The following is a 17058-nucleotide window of genomic DNA, read 5'->3' as shown; positions in this document are numbered from 1 at the left end:
ACGGATTGAATGGGGTGTTTTCAGGCTGAGCAAGACATGCGAGCGATAAAAACGCTTTGAATTGCATGACCCGCGTCCGCGCGCCCGCTCGATGCCCGGTGGCGGAAATCGATGCGAAGCGTGCGATGGCGGGCGAGTTTGCGCTGGGCGATGGGGCGACGCTGCAAGAGCGCATCATGGGCGCCGCCAACGGTTGCGGCACCGGCGATCGACGGGCGCTTTGACGTGCAGAAATGAAAAACGGGCCGAGCGCCCGTTTTTGCCGATGTCCTGGCGGAGAGAGGGGGATTCGCCCACACGAGCGCAGGCCGCGGATTCGCTTGCAAGCGAATCCCTTCGAATCCCCCGCGCAAGCCGAACTGTCGGCTTGCTTCTCTCCGGAAACGAAAATGCCCGCTTGCGCGGGCATTCAAATCTGGCGGAGAGAGGGGGATTCGCCCACACGAGCGCGGGCCGCGGATTCGCTTGCAAGCGAATCCCTTCGAATCCCCCACGCAAGCCGAACTGTCGGCTTGCTTCTCTCCGGAAACGAAAATGCCCGCTTGCGCGGGCATCGAAATCTGGCGGAGAGAGGGGGATTCGAACCCCCGATAGGCGATTAACCTATACACGCTTTCCAGGCGTGCGACTTAAACCACTCATCCATCTCTCCGGAAGACCGAGAGTATAGCAAACTCTGGGGGCCGCCCGCCACTCCCTTCCGCAATCGTCAAAAATCCGTCGTCATCGACAGCCACACCGAGCGCGGATCGCCCTGCGTCAGGTACCCGCCGGTCGTCGACGACCAGTACGACTTGTTCGTGACATTGCGCACGGTCGCACGGAACGTCGTCTTCCGGCCGAACAGCGCCGTCGCGTAGCGCGCACCGAGGTCGTAGCGGTCCCACGCCTGGATCGACGCCGTATTCGCGACGTCCACGTACTGCGGGCCCGTGTGGATCCAGCGTGCGGTCAGCGTGAGGCCGCGCAGCATCGGCACGTCGTATTCGGCGCCCGCGTTGAGCAGGAACGACGGCACGCCGATCGGCCGGTTGCCGTCGTTCGCGCCCCCCGCCGTGTTCTGCAGCGTCGCGTTGATGTACGTCGCGCCCGCGATCAGCCGGACGCCTTTCCACGGTTCGCCGTACACGGCCGTTTCCACGCCGCGGTGTCGTTGCGTGCCATTGGCGCCGAACAGGTTCGACGTCGGATCGGTGTACGCCATCGGCTTCTCGATCTGGAACAGCGCGAGCGACGCACCGTACTTGCTGGTGTCGTAGCGGATGCCGGCCTCGACCTGCTTCGACCGGAACGGCGACAGCGACTGGCCCGCATTGCGCGCGGTGTTCGGCGCGATTTCGCCCTGCGCGAGTGCCTCGCTGCGATTCGCGTAGATCGATACGTTCTGCCACGGTTTGACGACGAGACCGAACACGGGCGTCGTGATCGCGTCGCTGTACGTCGACGACACCGCGCCCGTGTAGTCGAAATTGTCGACGGAGATCGACTGGCGGCGCGCACCGATCGTGAACAGCACGCGGTCGCCGAGGAAGCCGAGCGTGTCGGACACCGCGACGCTGCGCAGCCAGGTCTTGGTGACCGTGCCCGGATCGCTCATGTCGCCGCCCGCGTAGGCGGTCGGCGGGAACGCGACCGGTGCCGGATCGTAGAGCGTCGTCGGGAACGCACTCGACATCGTGTACGCAGACTGGCTGTCGATGCGGATGAACGACGCGCCGGCCGTCACGAAGTGCGACACGGGGCCGGTCGTGAAGCGGCCGCGCACGCCGGCTTCGGCCGATTGGGCATCCTCCTTGTGCGGCACGCTCAGGCGCGAGCCGGTCGTGCCGGACGACGAGTAGGTCGGCGTGTAGTAGTCGCCGTGCTCGTTCGTATGTCGGGCGCCGGCCGACACATAGGCCGTCCACGCAGGCAGGAAATCGTATTCGGCGCGCACGATCCCGACCGTATCCTCCAGTTCGCTGAAGCTCCACGACTGCGCGTAGTTGTGCGTCGCGGACGGCACGGCCGGCACCTGGTTGCCGCTGACCAGCACGACGGGGCGGCCGTTGTCGATCCGTTCGCGCTGATACAGGAAGTCGCCGTACAGGCGCAGCTTGTCGCCGCGCCAGTCGAGCGACACGGCCGTCACGTTGTTGCGGTGGCGCTCGTCGCTGACGGCCGTGTCGCCGCCGCTGATCGACTGGTTCACACGCACACCGAACTGGCCCTCGCTGCCGAAGCGGCGGCCGACGTCGACGTGGGTGCCGATCGAGCCGGACACCGAGCCGTCGACGGTGACACGCGTGAGCGGTTTGTCGTCTGCGCGCTTCAACTGCAGGTTCACGCCGCCGCCAACCGCGGAGCCGTTTGGTGACGCGCCGCTCAGGAATGCATTCGCGCCCTTGAGCACGTCGACGCGTTCGACCGCATCGGTCTGGACGAGCTGTCGCGGCGTGACGCCGTACAGGCCGTTCAGCGAGACGTCGTCGCCGGCGAGCTGGAAGCCGCGGATGATGAATACCTGCGAGAAGTTGCCGTAGCCGGTCGCGCTACGCACGGCCGGATCGTTGTCGAGCACGTCGGCGAGGGTGCGTGCCTGCTGGTCTTCGATCAGCTTCGACGTGTAGGTGGTCATGCTGAACGGCACGTCGCTCGCCTTTTGCCGGCCGAGTACGCCGTAATCCGCACCGCGCGCGACCTGGCCGCCCGCGTAGGTCGGCGCGAGGTCGCCGGGCAGCGGCTCGGCGGCGCCCGTGACGTTGATCGACGGCAGCACGGACGTGTTGGGCGCGACAGTGGCGGCGGACGCGGCCTGCTGGGCCTGCGCCGAGGTCGCGAGCGCGCAGGTCAGCGCAATGCCGAAGGCAATCGGCGTAAGACGCCGGGCGGGTAACGAAAGTGTCGACATGGGACGCAAATCGGGTGTGGTCGGTAATCCATCCCAGGGCGGCAAGTCGGAATCCGGGCGGTGTGATGCGTCCGTGCAGTCGCGGACGGTTTTTTATTGAGCGGCGGAGTCTAACGTAAACGAGAATCATTGTCGTTTACGAAAATAATCGCTCACTATTTGGGATGGCGGGGGAGCGCCGTGCAGGATCGACGTCGCATGGCCGCCGAGTGCACATCGGGACGAACGTGCGATCATGAGTCGCTCGAATTCGTCGTAACGATGCGTGCGTGCCGGCAGCGGCCCGCATGGCCGAAGACGGCGACGTCACCCCGTACGCAAGCTCCCTTCAGAAGGAACGCCACGCCATGTCGCTGTCCGCCTTGCTCGCTTTTGCCCTGATCCTGTCCGTCGGCGTTGCGACGCCCGGCCCGACGGTGTTGCTCGCAATGAGCAACGGCTCGCGGTACGGATTGCGTCACGCGATGGTCGGCATGCTCGGCGCCGTCACGGCCGATGTCGTGCTCGTTGCGCTGGTCGGGTTCGGTCTCGGGATGCTGCTCGACGCGTCGGAAACGGCATTCGTCACGCTGAAGCTGGCCGGTGCCGCGTGGCTCGCCTATGTCGGCGTGCGGATGCTGCTGTCGTCCGGCGGTTCTGCCGCTGCGCCGTCGCTCGTTCACGCGACGCCCGATCGCCGGGCCGCGTTCCTGAAGAGCTTCTTCGTTGCAATGAGCAACCCGAAGTACTACCTGTTCATGTCCGCGCTGCTGCCGCAGTTCGTCGACCGGTCGCACGCGATCGCGCCGCAGTACGCGATCCTCGCGGCGACGATCGTCGCGATCGATGTCGCCGGGATGACCGGCTATGCGCTGCTCGGCGTGCATTCGGTGCGTGTGTGGAAAGCGGCGGGGGAGAAGTGGCTGAACCGCGTCAGCGGGTCGTTGCTGCTGATGCTCGCGGGGTACGTCGCGCTGTATCGCAAGGCCGCGAACTGACGCGGCGATGCGTCGGGAGCAAGCCCCTCGCCAACCGGCGCGGCGATGAAGCCGATCGAGCGCTTCACGCTCGAAACGCACGACGGTCCGTATGAAACGTGGCCGTCACGCACCCGTGTGCTCGTGAATGGCGAGCGTTCCGGCCTCACCGTTTCCGGCTTTGTCCTGCTTCGCCAGTTCGAGACGCCGGACGCCTATCTGCTCGTCACCGACTACGACTGCCCGTTCGAGGAGGCCGTCACGTTCACGCTCGTGGCGAAGGATCCGTTGAAGGAACTCGCGCGGCGCACGGTGGGCGCGATGTACGCGTCGTGCCATCTGGACGACATGACCTGGGCCGACGACCGGCATTTCAGCGCGACGTTCGTGGACATTGAAGGACGGTGGGATTTCACGATTCGTGACCGATCGGTGCCGTTCGTGTTGCCGCGGCTAGGGATGCGGCAAGTGCCTGCCGGCGCGACGCCATGACGACGATCGGGTGCCGCCGGACGAGGCGCTATCCCTTTGAAAGATTGTGAAGTTTTAAATCTGGTCAGAAGCATTACACAAAGCGCTCTAAATCCTTTCAAAATATCGTCACCTGCCTGACAAATTTGATATGCTCGCCAAAAAACCAGGCGGGCAGCACTCCCAGGACGGACCATCGGGCGTGATTGCCCGATGAACAACGAAGTAAAACAAAATCCTGAGAGTCATGCTGTGAATACAGCCGAATTGCTACGCACATTTGCGTCCGGGGTGGTCGATCAGAACAATCGACCGGTTCGCATGAACTGGGGGCCTGCTCAGAAAACGCTCGAGCAGGTGCTCGCGCTCCAGTATGCGGACATCCGCGAAGGGTTGATGACGGGCATCGAGGGACATCTGACCTGCGTGTCCGCGCGGGCCGACCTCCCGATCCGCAGCTTTATCGGGCTACCGGTTTCCGTCGAGATGACGACCGATCGCGGGCGTCTCCATACCATCAACGGCATCGTTACCGACGTCCGTACCGGACAGTCGGACGGTTCGCTGACCTGCTACCAGTTGACGGTTCGCGACGTGCTGTCGGTCATGGAGCGGCGAACCAATTCGCGACTGTTCCGCACCAAGAACCTGCCCGACATCCTCGGCGTGCTGCTGCAGGAGTGGCGCCAGCGTAGCTCGGCGCTGGCGGGCGCATTTGAATTCGACCTGTCCGGCCTGCAAGGCGAACGTTACCCGGCGCGCGAACTCACGCGACAGGTCAACGAGTCGGACGCGCACTTCATCCGGCGGCTGCTGCGGCGCGACGGTGCGACCGTCTTCGTCAAGGCAGGCAAGGCCGGCGAGCGGGCGAACGGCAACGCGAACGACACGCCGGTTCATACGCTGGTCTTTGCCGACGATTCGATGAAGTTGCCCGAGACGCTTGCCGGTACCGTGCGCTATCACCGCGACGCCGCTACCGAAGAGCGCGACTCGATCACGCTGTGGGCGACGAGCCGCAGCCTGATCCCGGGCAAGATCGTCCGGCCGACGTGGGACTACAAGACCGGCCGGATGTCGCAAACCGAACAGGCGACGATCGTCGACCAGGGCGACGGCGGCAACGATCTCGGGCATTTGCTGGCCGACAGCGTCATCGATATTCCGCACGCGGGGAATTCGTCGTCCGATCTCGACCGGATCGGCAAGGACCGCATGCTCGCGCACGAACTGCGCGCGGAATCCGTCGACGGCGTGAGCAACGTGCGCGATCTGGCCGTCGGCCACTGGTTTGCGCTCGCCGAGCATCCGCAGCTCGACACATTGCCGGCCGAGCAGCGGCAGTTCGTCGTCACGTCGCTTCATCACCGGGTACGGAACAACCTGCCGAAGGAGCTGAACGAGCGCGCGCAGTCGCTGTTCGCGGCAAGCCGCGTGCTGTTCAACGCGGTGCCGACCGACGTGAACAGCAAGCCAGGCGATGAAAACGACCGGCGCTACGAGAACACGTTCTCGTGCGTGCGACGCGGCGTGCCGCTGACCCCGGCCTACGATCCCCATGTCGACCTGCCGGCCGTGCATCCGATGACGGCCGTCGTCGTCGGACCCGACGGGGAAGAGGTGTTCTGCGATGAAATGGGCCGCATCCGGGTGCAGATCCAGGGGCTGAATGCGGACGATCACACGCATGCGCAGGGCGCCGGCACGAGCGGCACGCCGACCGACAGCGCGCCGGTGCGAGTCGCCTGCGCGCTCGCCGGGCCGAGCTTCGGCGCGAATACCTTGCCGCGTGTCGGCATGGAGGTGCTGATCGGCCATATCGGCGGCGATCCGGACCGGCTCGTCGTGATGGGCGTGCTGGCCAACGGGCCGAACATGCCGGCGACCTTCAGCCATACCGGCGCGCTGCCGGGCAACCGTTACCTGTCCGGCACGAAGACGAAGGAAATCAAGGGGCAGCGGTACAACCAGATCCGCTTCGACGATACGCCGGGGCAGATCAGCAGCCAGCTGGCGAGCGAGCATGCGCATAGCCAGCTGAACCTCGGTTATCTGACGCAGCCGCGCGACAACGGCCAGGGCGCGGCGCGCGGCGAGGGCGCCGAGTTGCGCAGCGATGCGCATGTGGCGATCCGCAGCGGCAAGGCGATGCTGATTTCGGCCTGGGAACGGCTGCGCGCGAGCGACGGCCACCTGGCGCGCGACGAGTATCTGCAACTGATGCAGGAATGCGTCGAGCTGTTCAAGAGTCTCGGCGACTATGCGGGCCAGCATCAGGGCGTGGTGCCCGATACGCAGCCGCACGACGCGCTGATGACCACGGTGAAAGGCTGGCCGAACGGGGAAGCCGCCGGTGGCGGCGAGTCGTCGGGCGCGTCGATGGCGGCGATCGGCATCACCGCGCCGGCCGGGATCAGCATCGCGACGCCGAAGACCGTCGCGACCCATGCGGGCGGCAACGTCGATATCGTCGCGCAGAACCATTTGCAGTACACGAGCGGGCAGCGGATCAACCTGCAGGCCGGCCATGGCGTGGCGATGTTCGCGCACAGCGAAGGGGTCTCGGCGATCGCCAACCAGGGGAAGGTGACGCTGCAGAGCCAGAACGACGACACGCAGATCGATTCCGCGAAAAACATCCAGATGACGGCGGGGGGCGGAAAGCTCGCGGGCATGGCCAGCGAGCAAGTCGTGTTCGTGACGTCGGGCGGCGCGTATCTGAAGCTGCAGGGCGGGGATATCGAGCTCGGGTGTCCGGGGAGTTTCATCGTCAAGTCCGCGTCGCATACGTGGGCCGGGCCGGCGAGCATGAGCGCCGATTTCCCGAAGTTCGACCAGGGCTCGCTGGGACGGGTGCCGAAACTGGTTCGGGCGACCGACGGGCAGCCGGTCGAAGGGATGGAAGCCGAGGTGCGCAAGGCATCGGGCGAATTGATCAAGGGGAAGACCGACGCGGAAGGCAAGCTGGCGCCGGTCAGCAGCGATCAGTTCGAACAACTGGCGGTGCGCTTCTTCAAGTCGAGAACCTGAGCTGAGTCTTTAAGAAAAACAACATGTTCAACTACAACTTTTCGCAGAACCCGGGCGGACAGCCGTCGACGGACGACCCGTCGCAGACGTCGGTGGGTGGTGGAGCGGGGACGACGCTGTTCAACCGCAACGACCTCCAGTGCGTGATGCAGATGCCGCTGCCGGGTGTCGTCATTTTCGTTCACGGGGTGAATTCGGAGGGCGAATGGTTCAAGGACGCCGAGGAAGGGCTGTGCGCTGGATTGAACCGGCGCATGGGGCGGTATGACGATCAACTGTTCCAGTGTGGGCCGGTGGCCGGGCAGATGACGCCGGTCAGTTATATCGACAGCCTCACCCCTGACGGCTTCCTGAATCCGGAGATGTCGTCGCAGACGTACATCAAGTCCGATCCGTCCTTTTCGCCCGTCATTCATTTCCGGTGGGGCTACTCAGCGAATGCCGACGAGCTGAAGAAGTATGGCGACAAGATCATGCTCAACGAGAACAATTACTGGGGCGGCGGGCCATTCGCGGGCGGCTGTTCGAGTCTGCCTGATCTGTGGAACGACGGGTTGCACGACCGGCTTTTTCTGTGGCTGACCGTCCAGCACATGAATTCGATCGGCAATCGCAAGATCTACTCGACGCCGTCGCGCACCTATGGCGTGCTGGGTGCGCTGCGACTTGCGCGCCTGGTCGAATCGATCCGCAAGCGGCAGGCCGACGTGCCGATCACGATCGTGTGCCACAGCCAGGGAAACATGATCGGGCTCGCCGCTGCATTCCTTGGCGACCGGTTGCCCGAGGTGACGGATCAGTGGGGCAAGAAAGGACGCTGCGTCGCAGACACTTACGTTCTTGCCAATCCCCCGTACAGCCTCGTGGAGAGCAACTTCACCGATACCTGGGCACAGCGCGGGGTACGCGACAAGAACGGGCATGTGGGGCGCGAGACCTATGTTGCACGCAAGGAAACGCTGAGGGAGTACTTCGATATCCTGCGCGCTCGGGCCGATCTGGAGATGCCAGCGGAGGATCTCGATCGCGCAATGGAAAACGCAAGACCGTCGAAGTGCGGGGGGAAGCCGTATAGCGCAGCCAAGGACCGGGAGGCGCATGGGTTGTACGGCACAAACACCTACGGAAGAGTGACGCTGTACTGCTGCCCGCATGATCAAGTCATTTCAGCTCTAACTGTTCAAGGGATCGGCTGGCGCGGCATGAGTATTGAAGAGATCAGTGCGACGAACGCGTGGGGTGTTTTCTCGCAACGTGTGTTTGCGTCGAATTTCGAAGTCGGCGGTGACAAAAAGATATACCAGTATTGGGAGAATGACTGGCGTAGCCCCAAGAACAAAACGGAGGGGTTTTGGTATCCGCCGTCACCGCCCGCGCGGTACGGTTTTGCGCGAGGCATGCATTCCAATGAAGGGTGGATCGCGAAGTTTTTCACGTTTGTAACGAGCCCGGCCCTTTACCTGTTCAACTTGTCGGACATGGAGGTCAACGCCCTGCCGCCGGAAAAATGGGAAATCCCGATTACCGCACCGATGCTCGACAAGGAAACGCGCTTCTTTCCCAAGGCGTTGCGCTATAACGAGCCATCGGGTGCGCGCGATGCAAACGGGACACTGCTCGAAGAAGGAGCCTTCAACGAGGGCTACGATCCGCCGTCAGCTGGACTCGATGCCAACAAGGAGAACAAGCGGGATGACGATCCATACGACAACTTCGACAAACAGTCAGAAAAATTCGCGACGCCTGAGGGCGTCGCGCTGAAAGCGAAGGGCAACGCAGCATCCGAGGCCGCGCAGCGATACGAGGATCACTCCATTCTCCGGATGGAAGCGCGGAGATCAGGGAATCGCCGCTGGGTCAACGAGGCAGGAAAAGTGATCGGAGAGGACAATCCGGACGCAGCGAGCGCTGACTACACCGAATGGAGAAACAAGGAGATCTTCGCGATCCTGAACGGAGGGGACAAGAACAACCCCACCAACCATTCGACCATCATGACCAACAAGGACCATGCCGAAATGGCACTGGCCTATGATGTGGCGGTTGGCCTTTGCTATCTGACCGCAGATGACTTTGAGAATGCAAGAATTCAGGCTGACTGGCGATTCGCCAGCGATGCAGCGAAGGGTGATCCGAATTTCAAGTTGGCTGATTATATAAACAACGGAAAGTATGGGGATTTATTTTTGCATGAATGGGCAAAGAATGATGAGCATGCAAAGATGCCGCCAAAGATATATGACGAGCGAGATGGCGGATTTTTCCTGAAGCTGGGGGGAGTTTTATGAGAGCGGTCATTGCCACTTGGCCGCGTCGGGTCGGGGTTGCTGGTCTTGCATTGTTCCTTGCTTTAGGGGCATCGTTTTTGATATTGATTTCGTCCGGCAAGCCGGCGGGAGAGTTATTGAGCATGGGTAATCTGATGAAACGACTGGTGCTGGTCCCTGGCCTCGTGGCAGTCATGGTGTTTGCATTTGCAACGGTGATGGCAACTCCACGGGCAGTCGCGGCATCGTCGATCGATAAGGCAACCCCGATTGCTGGAGCGGGTTCATCTCAACCCTTCGTTGCTCAGGTCGTAGGGCTTGGCTGGATGAATCCGCTTCAACGCAAGGATTACCCCACTGAGTGGCAAATATTGTGGACACTCGGCCTGGTCAAGCCGAACGTCAACGATGATATGGTTCGAACAAATCCGAATAAATATTCGACGTTGCAGCCAATTTCCATTGTTGCGGATGGTCGTCGGGGGCGCGAATCTTTTTCTGGTTTTTATGAGAAATATGTCGATAAGCTGCTGCTGCTCTTCCGTGTGCCGTATTTTACTGGCGAAGGCTATTTTTATACCGTCAGCCCGAGCGAGCAACGAAAGTGGCGAGAGTTGGCAGGCATGCATGTCGAGCTGGCAGTTCCTTCTGGCCGAATTGATCCTGCGTTGGCCGGCTCCTATCTGCGTGATCGGATCATCAACATCTTCGAAATCGGTAATCCGTCCGCGAAAAATCTTTGGACCCGTGATGCACCACCCGATGTACACGTGACGGCGGGGCAAGGGAATGCGGGCTTTACGTCATTGAACGCCGCGCTGGACTATCTGGCTGCACATCCGGACAAAAGCGCGTGGGTAATGAATTGGGATGCGCCGAACTTTCCGCCGCAAGATGGAAAGACCAACGAGAACATGGTGGTGCTGTTTCTGGCTGGCCCTGATATGAAGACCGAGCGTGAGCCGCTTGCCTGGATCGGCAAGGCTGCACGAGGCAACGTCAAGGATTTCGAGGCGAAGCAAGGCGCCAGCCGCGCGGTACAGGCATGGAAGTCGACGATCGATACGGCGGTGAGCAATGCGGGCGTGTCAGTCTCGTCATTGAATTACGTCGTGCACGACGCGGGCAAGGGCAGCGATGCTGCGTCGACACGCATCGCCTCGCTGTCGCAAACGCTGACGGAAGTGCTACCGGAATACGACTTCCGTACACAGACTTTCAACACGTCAGCGTTGCTCGGCGACATGGGCGCCGGCGCGGCGCTGACGGATGTCGTACTCGCGATCGGCCGAGCGAATCATCTCGGCGGAAACGTGCTCGTAGCAGGAACGACCGACAGCGAGCATCCGACTGCGGTGGTTGTCGTCGCACCTTCGAAATTGACGCCGATAGACACGAACAAGAACTGGTTCCGCGCACGTGGCGCAAACAATGCGTATTTGCCTTGGTGGGGGCGTCGTCACGATTCTAGCTCGACGACACAGGGCTATTCGGAATAAGGAGCCCGCATGCGCGGAATCATTCGAGTCGGCGACGCGACGAGCCACGGCGGCCAGGTCGTGACCGGCAGCGCGGTCAGTGAAGTGATGGGCCGGCCGGTCGCCCGGCTTGGTGACGCGTGCGTCTGCCCGATCTCGGGGCATCAGGCTTGCTTTATCGCCGAAGGCGATCCGCAGGTGATCGTCGACGGAAAACCCGCGGCGTTCGATGGTCACAAAACTTCGTGTGGCGCGACGCTAATTTCGAGTCTGGCGTCGTCAGGGCGGGAATGAGTCGTTGGGACGCTTGTCACGACGTACACGCCATTGGGAATGAAGACGGGGGTGCCGGTTTCAACCGGCCTCCGGTGCAGACTGGTCGGCAGTCAACGCTTTGCTGACCGGTTCGATTAGGAATACTAATGTCCTGCTTCACTCTTGTCAGACATGTCGGGTCCGTGGTGATCGCGGCGGCGACAATCCTGTTGGTCTTGCCGGTGCGCGCGGAGATGAACACCGCATCGGCGCAGGCCGTCGAGGAGGCATCCGCAGTGCCGTTCGTTGCCCAGGTCGTTGGACTTGCATGGCTCAATCCACTGCAGCGTCGTGATTATCCGACCGAGTGGCAATTGCTGTGGACGCTCGGGCTGGTCAAGCCGAACAGCAACGACGATATGGTGCGGGCCAACCCCGCGAAATACACGACCTTGCAACCGATATCCATCGTCGCGGATGGTAACCGGGGCCGTGAGTCGTTTTCCGGGTTCTATAAAAAGTATGTCAACGAGCTCCTGGTACTGTTTCGCACGCGCTATGTCATGAACAGCGACTACTTCTATACCGTCAGCTCGCGCTGGCGGTGGAATTGGAGAGAGCTGGCTGGCATACACGTCGAGTTGGCCATTCCCCGCGATCGACTGAAACCTAAGCGGGCCGCGTCATATTTGCGTGACGAGATTGCAAGCATGTTCGAAATCGGCAACCCGTCCGCAAAAGACCTATGGAGCCGCGATACGCCGCCCGATGTGCACGTGACGCCAGGTCAAGGCAACGCCGGTTTCACGTCGCTGAACGCCGCGCTGGACTATCTGGCCGCGCACCCCGACAAAAGCGTCTGGGTGATGAACTGGGACGCGCCGAGTTTTCCGCCGCAGGACGAACAGATCAACGAGAACATGGTGCTGCTGTTCCTTGCCGGCCCGAATCTGAAGACCGAGCGCGAACCGCTGGCATGGATCGGCAAGGCTGCACGAAGCAACGTCGACGATTTCGAGGCGAAGCAAGGCGCGAGCCGCGTGGTGCGGGCATCGACGATCGACGCAGCGGCGAGCAATGCCGGCGTCACGGTCTCGTCACTGAACTACGTCATTCACGACGCAGGCAAGGGCAGCGATGCCGCGTCGACTGGGGCTGCCGCGCTGTCGCAATCACTGACAGAGGTGCTGCCGGAATACGACCTCCATGCACAGACCTTCAATACGTCGGCATTGCTCGGTGACATGGGTGCCGGCGCGGCGTTGACCGATGTCGCGTTGGCGATCGGCCGAGCGAAGCACCTCGGCGGAAACGTGCTCGTGGCGGGAACGACCGACACCGAGCATCCGACGGCAGTGGTGGTGGTCGCACCGTCGAAGCTGACGCCGATCGACACCAGCAAGAACTGGTTTCGTGCACGCGGTGAAAACAACGCGTACTTGCCGTGGTGGGGCCGTCGTCACGATGCACGCCCGGCGTCGCAGGGGTATTCGGAGTAGAACCCGCCACAGGATGATTGCGACATGACGGGCTTCCGCACATTCACCGCCGCATGATGCGTCGCGACAATGGCGCTCGTCGTATTAAGCAATCTGTAACAATCAGCGGAATAGCAAAAGACCAATTCTTTCAAAATACTTTCTATTATTCGCTGCCCACGTGTCCCGAGAAATCCGGATTCACGCTCCATCAAGGCATGTGTCCTCACGTCACCCGGAGCCGTATCGAGATTTCCATCGCATACATTACAAGACGTATGGAAATTGAAAGATTTACATCTCTTGACGCACCGCGTCGTCGCCCTTTATTGTCCGTCTGCCGCTCGTGAGAGAGCACGGCGGCAATCGCGGATGCGCGCCTCGCGCGCATGACAACACGCAGCAGAAAGCAGAAAAGGAAACGTGGTAGCCACATGAAGCCGCTATTCGATGACAAGAACTCCGATGCGGTCAGCGATCGTCCTTCCACCCCGTCTTCGTCCCCCGTCGTCATGCCTGCCGCCGCCGTTGCCGTGCCGGCCGCACGCCCGGCGGAGAATGTCCGCCTGATCACCGTCGACGAGATCGACCAGCTCGGCGCGACGCAGGGCACGCGGATCGCGGCCTTCTCCCAGCAGATTCTCGCAAGCGTCCGCGCGTCGGATGCCGACCAGTTCGGCGACAAGCTCAACGAACTGATCGCGACCGCGAAGGGGCTTGACCCGCGCGGCGCCGACAAGGGCGGGCTGCTCACGCAGGTCACGCGGCTGTTCCGCTCGACCAAGGAGAAGCTGCTGTCGCAGTACGAGTCGGTGAGCAAGCGGATGGACACGCTCGTCGTCGAACTCGAGAACCATGCGCAGCGCCAGAAGGCCGGCATCGACGAGCTCGAGCGGATGTACAACGACAACTACGCGCTGCACCAGGAGCTCGCGCAGTCGAAGGCGCACGGCGAAACGGCGCTCGCGACGCTGCGCGCGCATCTCGCGGCCGGCCAGCAGCCGGCGGACGATGCGTTCGCCGCACAGCGCCTGCTCGACGTGAAGCGCAAGGTCGACGCACTCGAAAGCAAGCTCGACGACCTCGATCGCGCAATGCTGATGTCGAAGCAGCTCGCGCCGCAGATCCGGATGGAGCAGGACCAGAAACGCACGCTGACGTCGAAGTTCATGACGATCAAGACCGTGCTGATCCCCGCGTGGACCAACGCGTTCGCGCTCTACCTCGAGCAGCTCAGCACGAAGCGCGCGGCGGCGCTCGCGAACGCGACGTACGACGCGGCCGACGAGGCGATCCGCGCGCAGGCCGACCTGAACCGCCAGAACGCGCAGGAAGTCGCGAAGCTCGGCCAGCGCCCGGTGATCTCGACCGATACGTTCGAATACGCGCAGCAGCAGCTGTTCGGCGCATTCGACGACGTCACGCAGATCATCGCCGACGGCAAGCGCCAGCGCGAGCAGGACGCGCCGCGCCTGCGCCAGATCGAACAGGACCTGATCACCCGATTCGCTCCGAAGCACAACTGAGAGAACTGAGAGAACACCGCATGATTACGCTTGAGAAACGCGCGGCGAAGGTCGCGATCGTCCTCGAAAAACGCCAGATCCTGAAGCCGCCTGTCGTACGCGTCGGCGCGGCGCTCGACATCTCCGGCTCCGCGAAGCCGCTGTACCAGTCGGGCGTGATCCAGGAGACGCATGACCGGATCCTCGGCATCGCACTGAAGTTCGACGACAACGGCGAAGTCGACACGTGGACCTTCACCGAAGGCTACGACCGCCTGCCGACCGCCACGCCGGACAACTACGGCTCGTACATCTCCGACTACGTGCTCGAAGCGCGGATCGACAAGTGGGGCGGCACGCAGTACGCGCCGGTAATGAACGACATCGTCGACTTCTTCTTCCGCGCGCCGGAGCCGTCGCCGAAGCGCGAAGAGAAGCGCGGCTTCCTGAGCCGGCTGTTCGGCGGCGCGGACGAGACGCCGGCACCGGCCGCTTCCGCGCCGGTGAACGGCCATCTGCCCGCATGGGTGCTGTTCGTCACCGACGGCCAGAACCCGAAGAACGATCGCAAGCGCGTGCGCCAGCTACTGGCCGAGTCGCAGCACTACCCGCTGTACTGGTCGCTCGTCGGTGTCGGCGATCCGAGCGAATTCGGCTTCCTCGCGGAAATCGCGGACGAGATGCCGAACGTCGGCTTCCTGCATCTCGAATCGCTCGACGTCAGCGACGAACATATCTACGAACAGCTGATCACGCAGGAATTCTGCGACTGGGTGCGCGCGAAGTAAGCGCGGCCCGCACGCCTTTTATCCAGAACTCGATTACCCCCATCATGTTGAAAGACTTCAAGATCCCGTTGTCGCTTACGGTGCTCGCGCTGATCGCGGCCTATCTCCTCGGCGGCGTGAAGGACATGCTGATCGTCGCGGTCCTGTCGGTGCTCGAAATCTCGCTGTCGCTCGACAACGCGGTCGTCAACGCATCGGTGCTCAAGAACTGGTCGGAGAAGTGGCGCAACCGCTTCATGGTGTTCGGCCTGCCGGTCGCCGTGTTCGGCATGCGGCTCGTGTTCCCGCTGCTGATCGTCGCGGTGATCGGACACATCGGCATGTGGGACGCGCTGAAGCTCGCGATCGAGTCGCCGGAGCAGTACGCGTCGATCCTCACGTCCGCACATCACCAGGTATCCGCATTCGGCGGCGCGTTCCTGCTGATGGTGTTCTTCAAGTTCATGCTCGACACCGAGAAGGACGAGCACTGGATCGGCTTCCTGGAAGGCCCGATGAGCCACCTCGGCCGCATCACGGCGCTGGAAGTGGCGCTGACGCTCGCGATCATCATCATTGCGTCGCTCTACGTGCCGGCAGCCGAGCAGGTGGCTTTCCTGCTCGCGGGTGCATTCGGCGTGATCAGCTTCGTGATCGCGCACGGCATCGGCGACCTGATCGGCGGCGAGGAGACGGGTACGCGCGTGGTGCGCGAAGGCGTCGCGGGTTTCATGTATCTCGAAGTGCTCGATTCGTCGTTCAGCTTCGACGGCGTGATTGGTGCATTCGCGCTGTCGAACAACATCTTCCTGATCGCGCTCGGCCTTGGCGTCGGCGCGGCCTATATCCGGGAGATGACGCTCGTGCTGCTGAAGAAGGGCACGCTCGCGCAATACCGTTATCTCGAACACGGCGCTTTCTGGGCAATCGGTGCGCTCGCAACGATCATGTTCCTCGGCGTGAAGTTCGAGGTGCCCGAGGTCATCACGGGCCTGGTCGGCGCGGCGATGATCGCCGCGGCCGTGTGGTCGTCGATCGTCGTGCAGCGCAAGGAAGACCGGACGGCCGTGGCGGGCGAGTAATCGCGCGTCACGCGCGGGTTGAACACCATCAACGAGGGGCCGCGCAGGGCGGCCCGGCATTGCCGCCGGCACAACGGCGGTTCCAGCAGAAGAGGTTCAGATGATCAATTTGTCGAAAGGCGGTCGCGTCAACCTGTCGAAGGAAGCGCCCGGCACGCAGAAGTTCCGCATCGGTCTCGGTTGGGACGCGAACTCGACGGACACGGGTACGGATTTCGATCTCGACGTGTCGGTGTTCCTGTGCAAATACGACGCGCAGAGCAATCCGAAGCTGATCTCGGATCAGCACTTCGTGTTCTACAACAGCGAAGTGCGCACGATGGAGCGCAAGGACACCTTCATCCAGCCGGGCGACGATTTCCCGAAGCGCGGGATGCCCGCGTCGAAGTGCCTGGGTGTCGTGCATAGCGGCGACAACCGCACGGGCAGCGGCGACGGCGACGACGAGGTGATCTTCATCGACATGACGAAGCTTGCCGCGGACATCGAGGAAATCTCGGTGGTCGTGACGATCGACCAGGCCGAAGCGCGTCGGCAGAATTTCGGCCAGGTGCGCAACAGCTACATCCAGATCGCCGACGAAGTGTCGGGCGCGGTGATCGCGAAGTACGCGCTCGAGGAAGACTTCTCGATGGAGACGTCGGTGCAGGTCGGCAGCTTCTATCGCCGCGACAGCCACTTCATGTTCAAGGCAGTCGGCGCCGGCTACAACCGCGGCCTGGGCGACTTCGTGCGCGCTTATGGCGGCGCGGTCTGACTGGCGGCAGCCCGGCCGGCGGGACACCGCCGCGCCGGGCAGGAAGCAGCGATGACGAATCCGTCCGACGAGCCGAAGCGGCTCGAGTTCGATACGACGCCCGAGCGCACGCCCGGGCGTCA

Annotated in this window: 13 protein-coding genes and 1 tRNA gene; 12 read left to right on the top strand and 2 right to left on the bottom strand. The window is 62.6% G+C overall.

Annotated elements, in window-relative coordinates; all coding sequences use genetic code 11:
- The first annotated feature begins 65 nt into the window (after nt 1-65).
- Nucleotides 66-224 carry a hypothetical protein gene (locus G3O00_RS11005; protein ID WP_206142972.1) on the top strand — a complete coding sequence of 53 codons (159 nt, stop codon included), beginning with the start codon at nt 66-68 and terminating at the stop codon, nt 222-224.
- 337 nt (nt 225-561) lie between these two features.
- Here the strand turns inward: G3O00_RS11005 and G3O00_RS11000 are convergent.
- Both G3O00_RS11000 and G3O00_RS10995 read right to left on the bottom strand, forming a co-directional pair.
- Nucleotides 562-652 (bottom strand) — tRNA-Ser (locus G3O00_RS11000).
- Nucleotides 653-709: 57 nt separating this feature from the next.
- Nucleotides 710-2890: a TonB-dependent siderophore receptor gene (locus G3O00_RS10995; RefSeq protein ID WP_206142971.1), complete on the bottom strand. Its 2181-nt coding sequence runs from the start codon at nt 2888-2890 to the stop codon at nt 710-712.
- 347 nt (nt 2891-3237) lie between these two features.
- On the opposite strand from G3O00_RS10995, the gene G3O00_RS10990 reads away from it, so the two are divergent.
- The 11 genes from G3O00_RS10990 to G3O00_RS10940 all read left to right on the top strand — a co-directional run bounded on the left by G3O00_RS10990 (nt 3238) and on the right by G3O00_RS10940 (nt 16936).
- On the top strand, nt 3238-3867 hold the full coding sequence (locus tag G3O00_RS10990) for a LysE family translocator (RefSeq protein ID WP_206142970.1): 630 nt from the start codon (nt 3238-3240) through the stop codon (nt 3865-3867).
- A 45-nt stretch (nt 3868-3912) separates the two neighbouring features.
- Nucleotides 3913-4338 carry a hypothetical protein gene (locus tag G3O00_RS10985; protein WP_206142969.1) on the top strand — a complete coding sequence of 142 codons (426 nt, stop codon included), beginning with the start codon at nt 3913-3915 and terminating at the stop codon, nt 4336-4338.
- A 231-nt stretch (nt 4339-4569) separates the two neighbouring features.
- Nucleotides 4570-7347 (top strand): type VI secretion system tip protein VgrG, encoded by a 2778-nt coding sequence (locus tag G3O00_RS10980; RefSeq protein WP_206142968.1) that lies wholly within the window; start codon nt 4570-4572, stop codon nt 7345-7347.
- 23 nt (nt 7348-7370) lie between these two features.
- Nucleotides 7371-9635, top strand: coding sequence for a hypothetical protein (locus tag G3O00_RS10975; RefSeq protein ID WP_206142967.1), 2265 nt, complete (start codon nt 7371-7373; stop codon nt 9633-9635).
- The gene (locus G3O00_RS10970) at nt 9632-11113 is read left to right on the top strand and encodes a virulence factor (RefSeq protein WP_206142966.1); all 1482 of its coding nucleotides are present in this window, start codon (nt 9632-9634) and stop codon (nt 11111-11113) included. Before G3O00_RS10975 ends, G3O00_RS10970 begins: the two co-directional genes overlap by 4 nt.
- Nucleotides 11114-11122: 9 nt before the next feature.
- Entirely contained in the window at nt 11123-11386 is a 264-nt protein-coding gene (locus tag G3O00_RS10965; protein ID WP_174936169.1) for a PAAR domain-containing protein, read from the top strand.
- Nucleotides 11387-11514: 128 nt separating this feature from the next.
- Nucleotides 11515-12846, top strand: coding sequence for a virulence factor (locus G3O00_RS10960; protein ID WP_206142965.1), 1332 nt, complete (start codon nt 11515-11517; stop codon nt 12844-12846).
- A gap of 413 nt (nt 12847-13259) precedes the next feature.
- The gene (locus tag G3O00_RS10955; protein WP_206142964.1) at nt 13260-14351 is read left to right on the top strand and encodes a toxic anion resistance protein; all 1092 of its coding nucleotides are present in this window, start codon (nt 13260-13262) and stop codon (nt 14349-14351) included.
- Nucleotides 14352-14371: 20 nt separating this feature from the next.
- Nucleotides 14372-15118, top strand: coding sequence for a VWA domain-containing protein (locus G3O00_RS10950; RefSeq protein ID WP_206142963.1), 747 nt, complete (start codon nt 14372-14374; stop codon nt 15116-15118).
- Nucleotides 15119-15162: 44 nt separating this feature from the next.
- Entirely contained in the window at nt 15163-16179 is a 1017-nt protein-coding gene (locus tag G3O00_RS10945; RefSeq protein ID WP_174936177.1) for a DUF475 domain-containing protein, read from the top strand.
- A 100-nt stretch (nt 16180-16279) separates the two neighbouring features.
- Entirely contained in the window at nt 16280-16936 is a 657-nt protein-coding gene (locus G3O00_RS10940; RefSeq protein WP_206142962.1) for a TerD family protein, read from the top strand.
- The last annotated feature ends 122 nt before the right edge of the window (nt 16937-17058 follow it).

The sequence above is a fragment of the Burkholderia sp. Ac-20384 genome, assembly GCF_017104605.1.
GTDB classification, from domain to species: Bacteria; Pseudomonadota; Gammaproteobacteria; order Burkholderiales; family Burkholderiaceae; genus Burkholderia; species Burkholderia lata.
Note: the sequence above shows the minus strand (reverse complement) of the source record. Positions and strands in the feature narration are given on the sequence as shown.

Excerpts from the sequence above, each read along its gene's own strand:
- G3O00_RS11005 (WP_206142972.1), top strand. The coding sequence starts at position 66 with ATGACCCGCGTCCGCGCGCCCGCTCGATGCCCGGTGGCGGAAATCGAT.
- G3O00_RS10995 (WP_206142971.1), bottom strand. The coding sequence starts at position 2,890 with ATGTCGACACTTTCGTTACCCGCCCGGCGTCTTACGCCGATTGCCTTC.
- G3O00_RS10990 (WP_206142970.1), top strand. The coding sequence starts at position 3,238 with ATGTCGCTGTCCGCCTTGCTCGCTTTTGCCCTGATCCTGTCCGTCGGC.
- G3O00_RS10985 (WP_206142969.1), top strand. The coding sequence starts at position 3,913 with ATGAAGCCGATCGAGCGCTTCACGCTCGAAACGCACGACGGTCCGTAT.
- G3O00_RS10975 (WP_206142967.1), top strand. The coding sequence starts at position 7,371 with ATGTTCAACTACAACTTTTCGCAGAACCCGGGCGGACAGCCGTCGACG.
- G3O00_RS10970 (WP_206142966.1), top strand. The coding sequence starts at position 9,632 with ATGAGAGCGGTCATTGCCACTTGGCCGCGTCGGGTCGGGGTTGCTGGT.
- G3O00_RS10965 (WP_174936169.1), top strand. The coding sequence starts at position 11,123 with ATGCGCGGAATCATTCGAGTCGGCGACGCGACGAGCCACGGCGGCCAG.
- G3O00_RS10960 (WP_206142965.1), top strand. The coding sequence starts at position 11,515 with ATGTCCTGCTTCACTCTTGTCAGACATGTCGGGTCCGTGGTGATCGCG.
- G3O00_RS10955 (WP_206142964.1), top strand. The coding sequence starts at position 13,260 with ATGAAGCCGCTATTCGATGACAAGAACTCCGATGCGGTCAGCGATCGT.
- G3O00_RS10950 (WP_206142963.1), top strand. The coding sequence starts at position 14,372 with ATGATTACGCTTGAGAAACGCGCGGCGAAGGTCGCGATCGTCCTCGAA.
- G3O00_RS10945 (WP_174936177.1), top strand. The coding sequence starts at position 15,163 with ATGTTGAAAGACTTCAAGATCCCGTTGTCGCTTACGGTGCTCGCGCTG.
- G3O00_RS10940 (WP_206142962.1), top strand. The coding sequence starts at position 16,280 with ATGATCAATTTGTCGAAAGGCGGTCGCGTCAACCTGTCGAAGGAAGCG.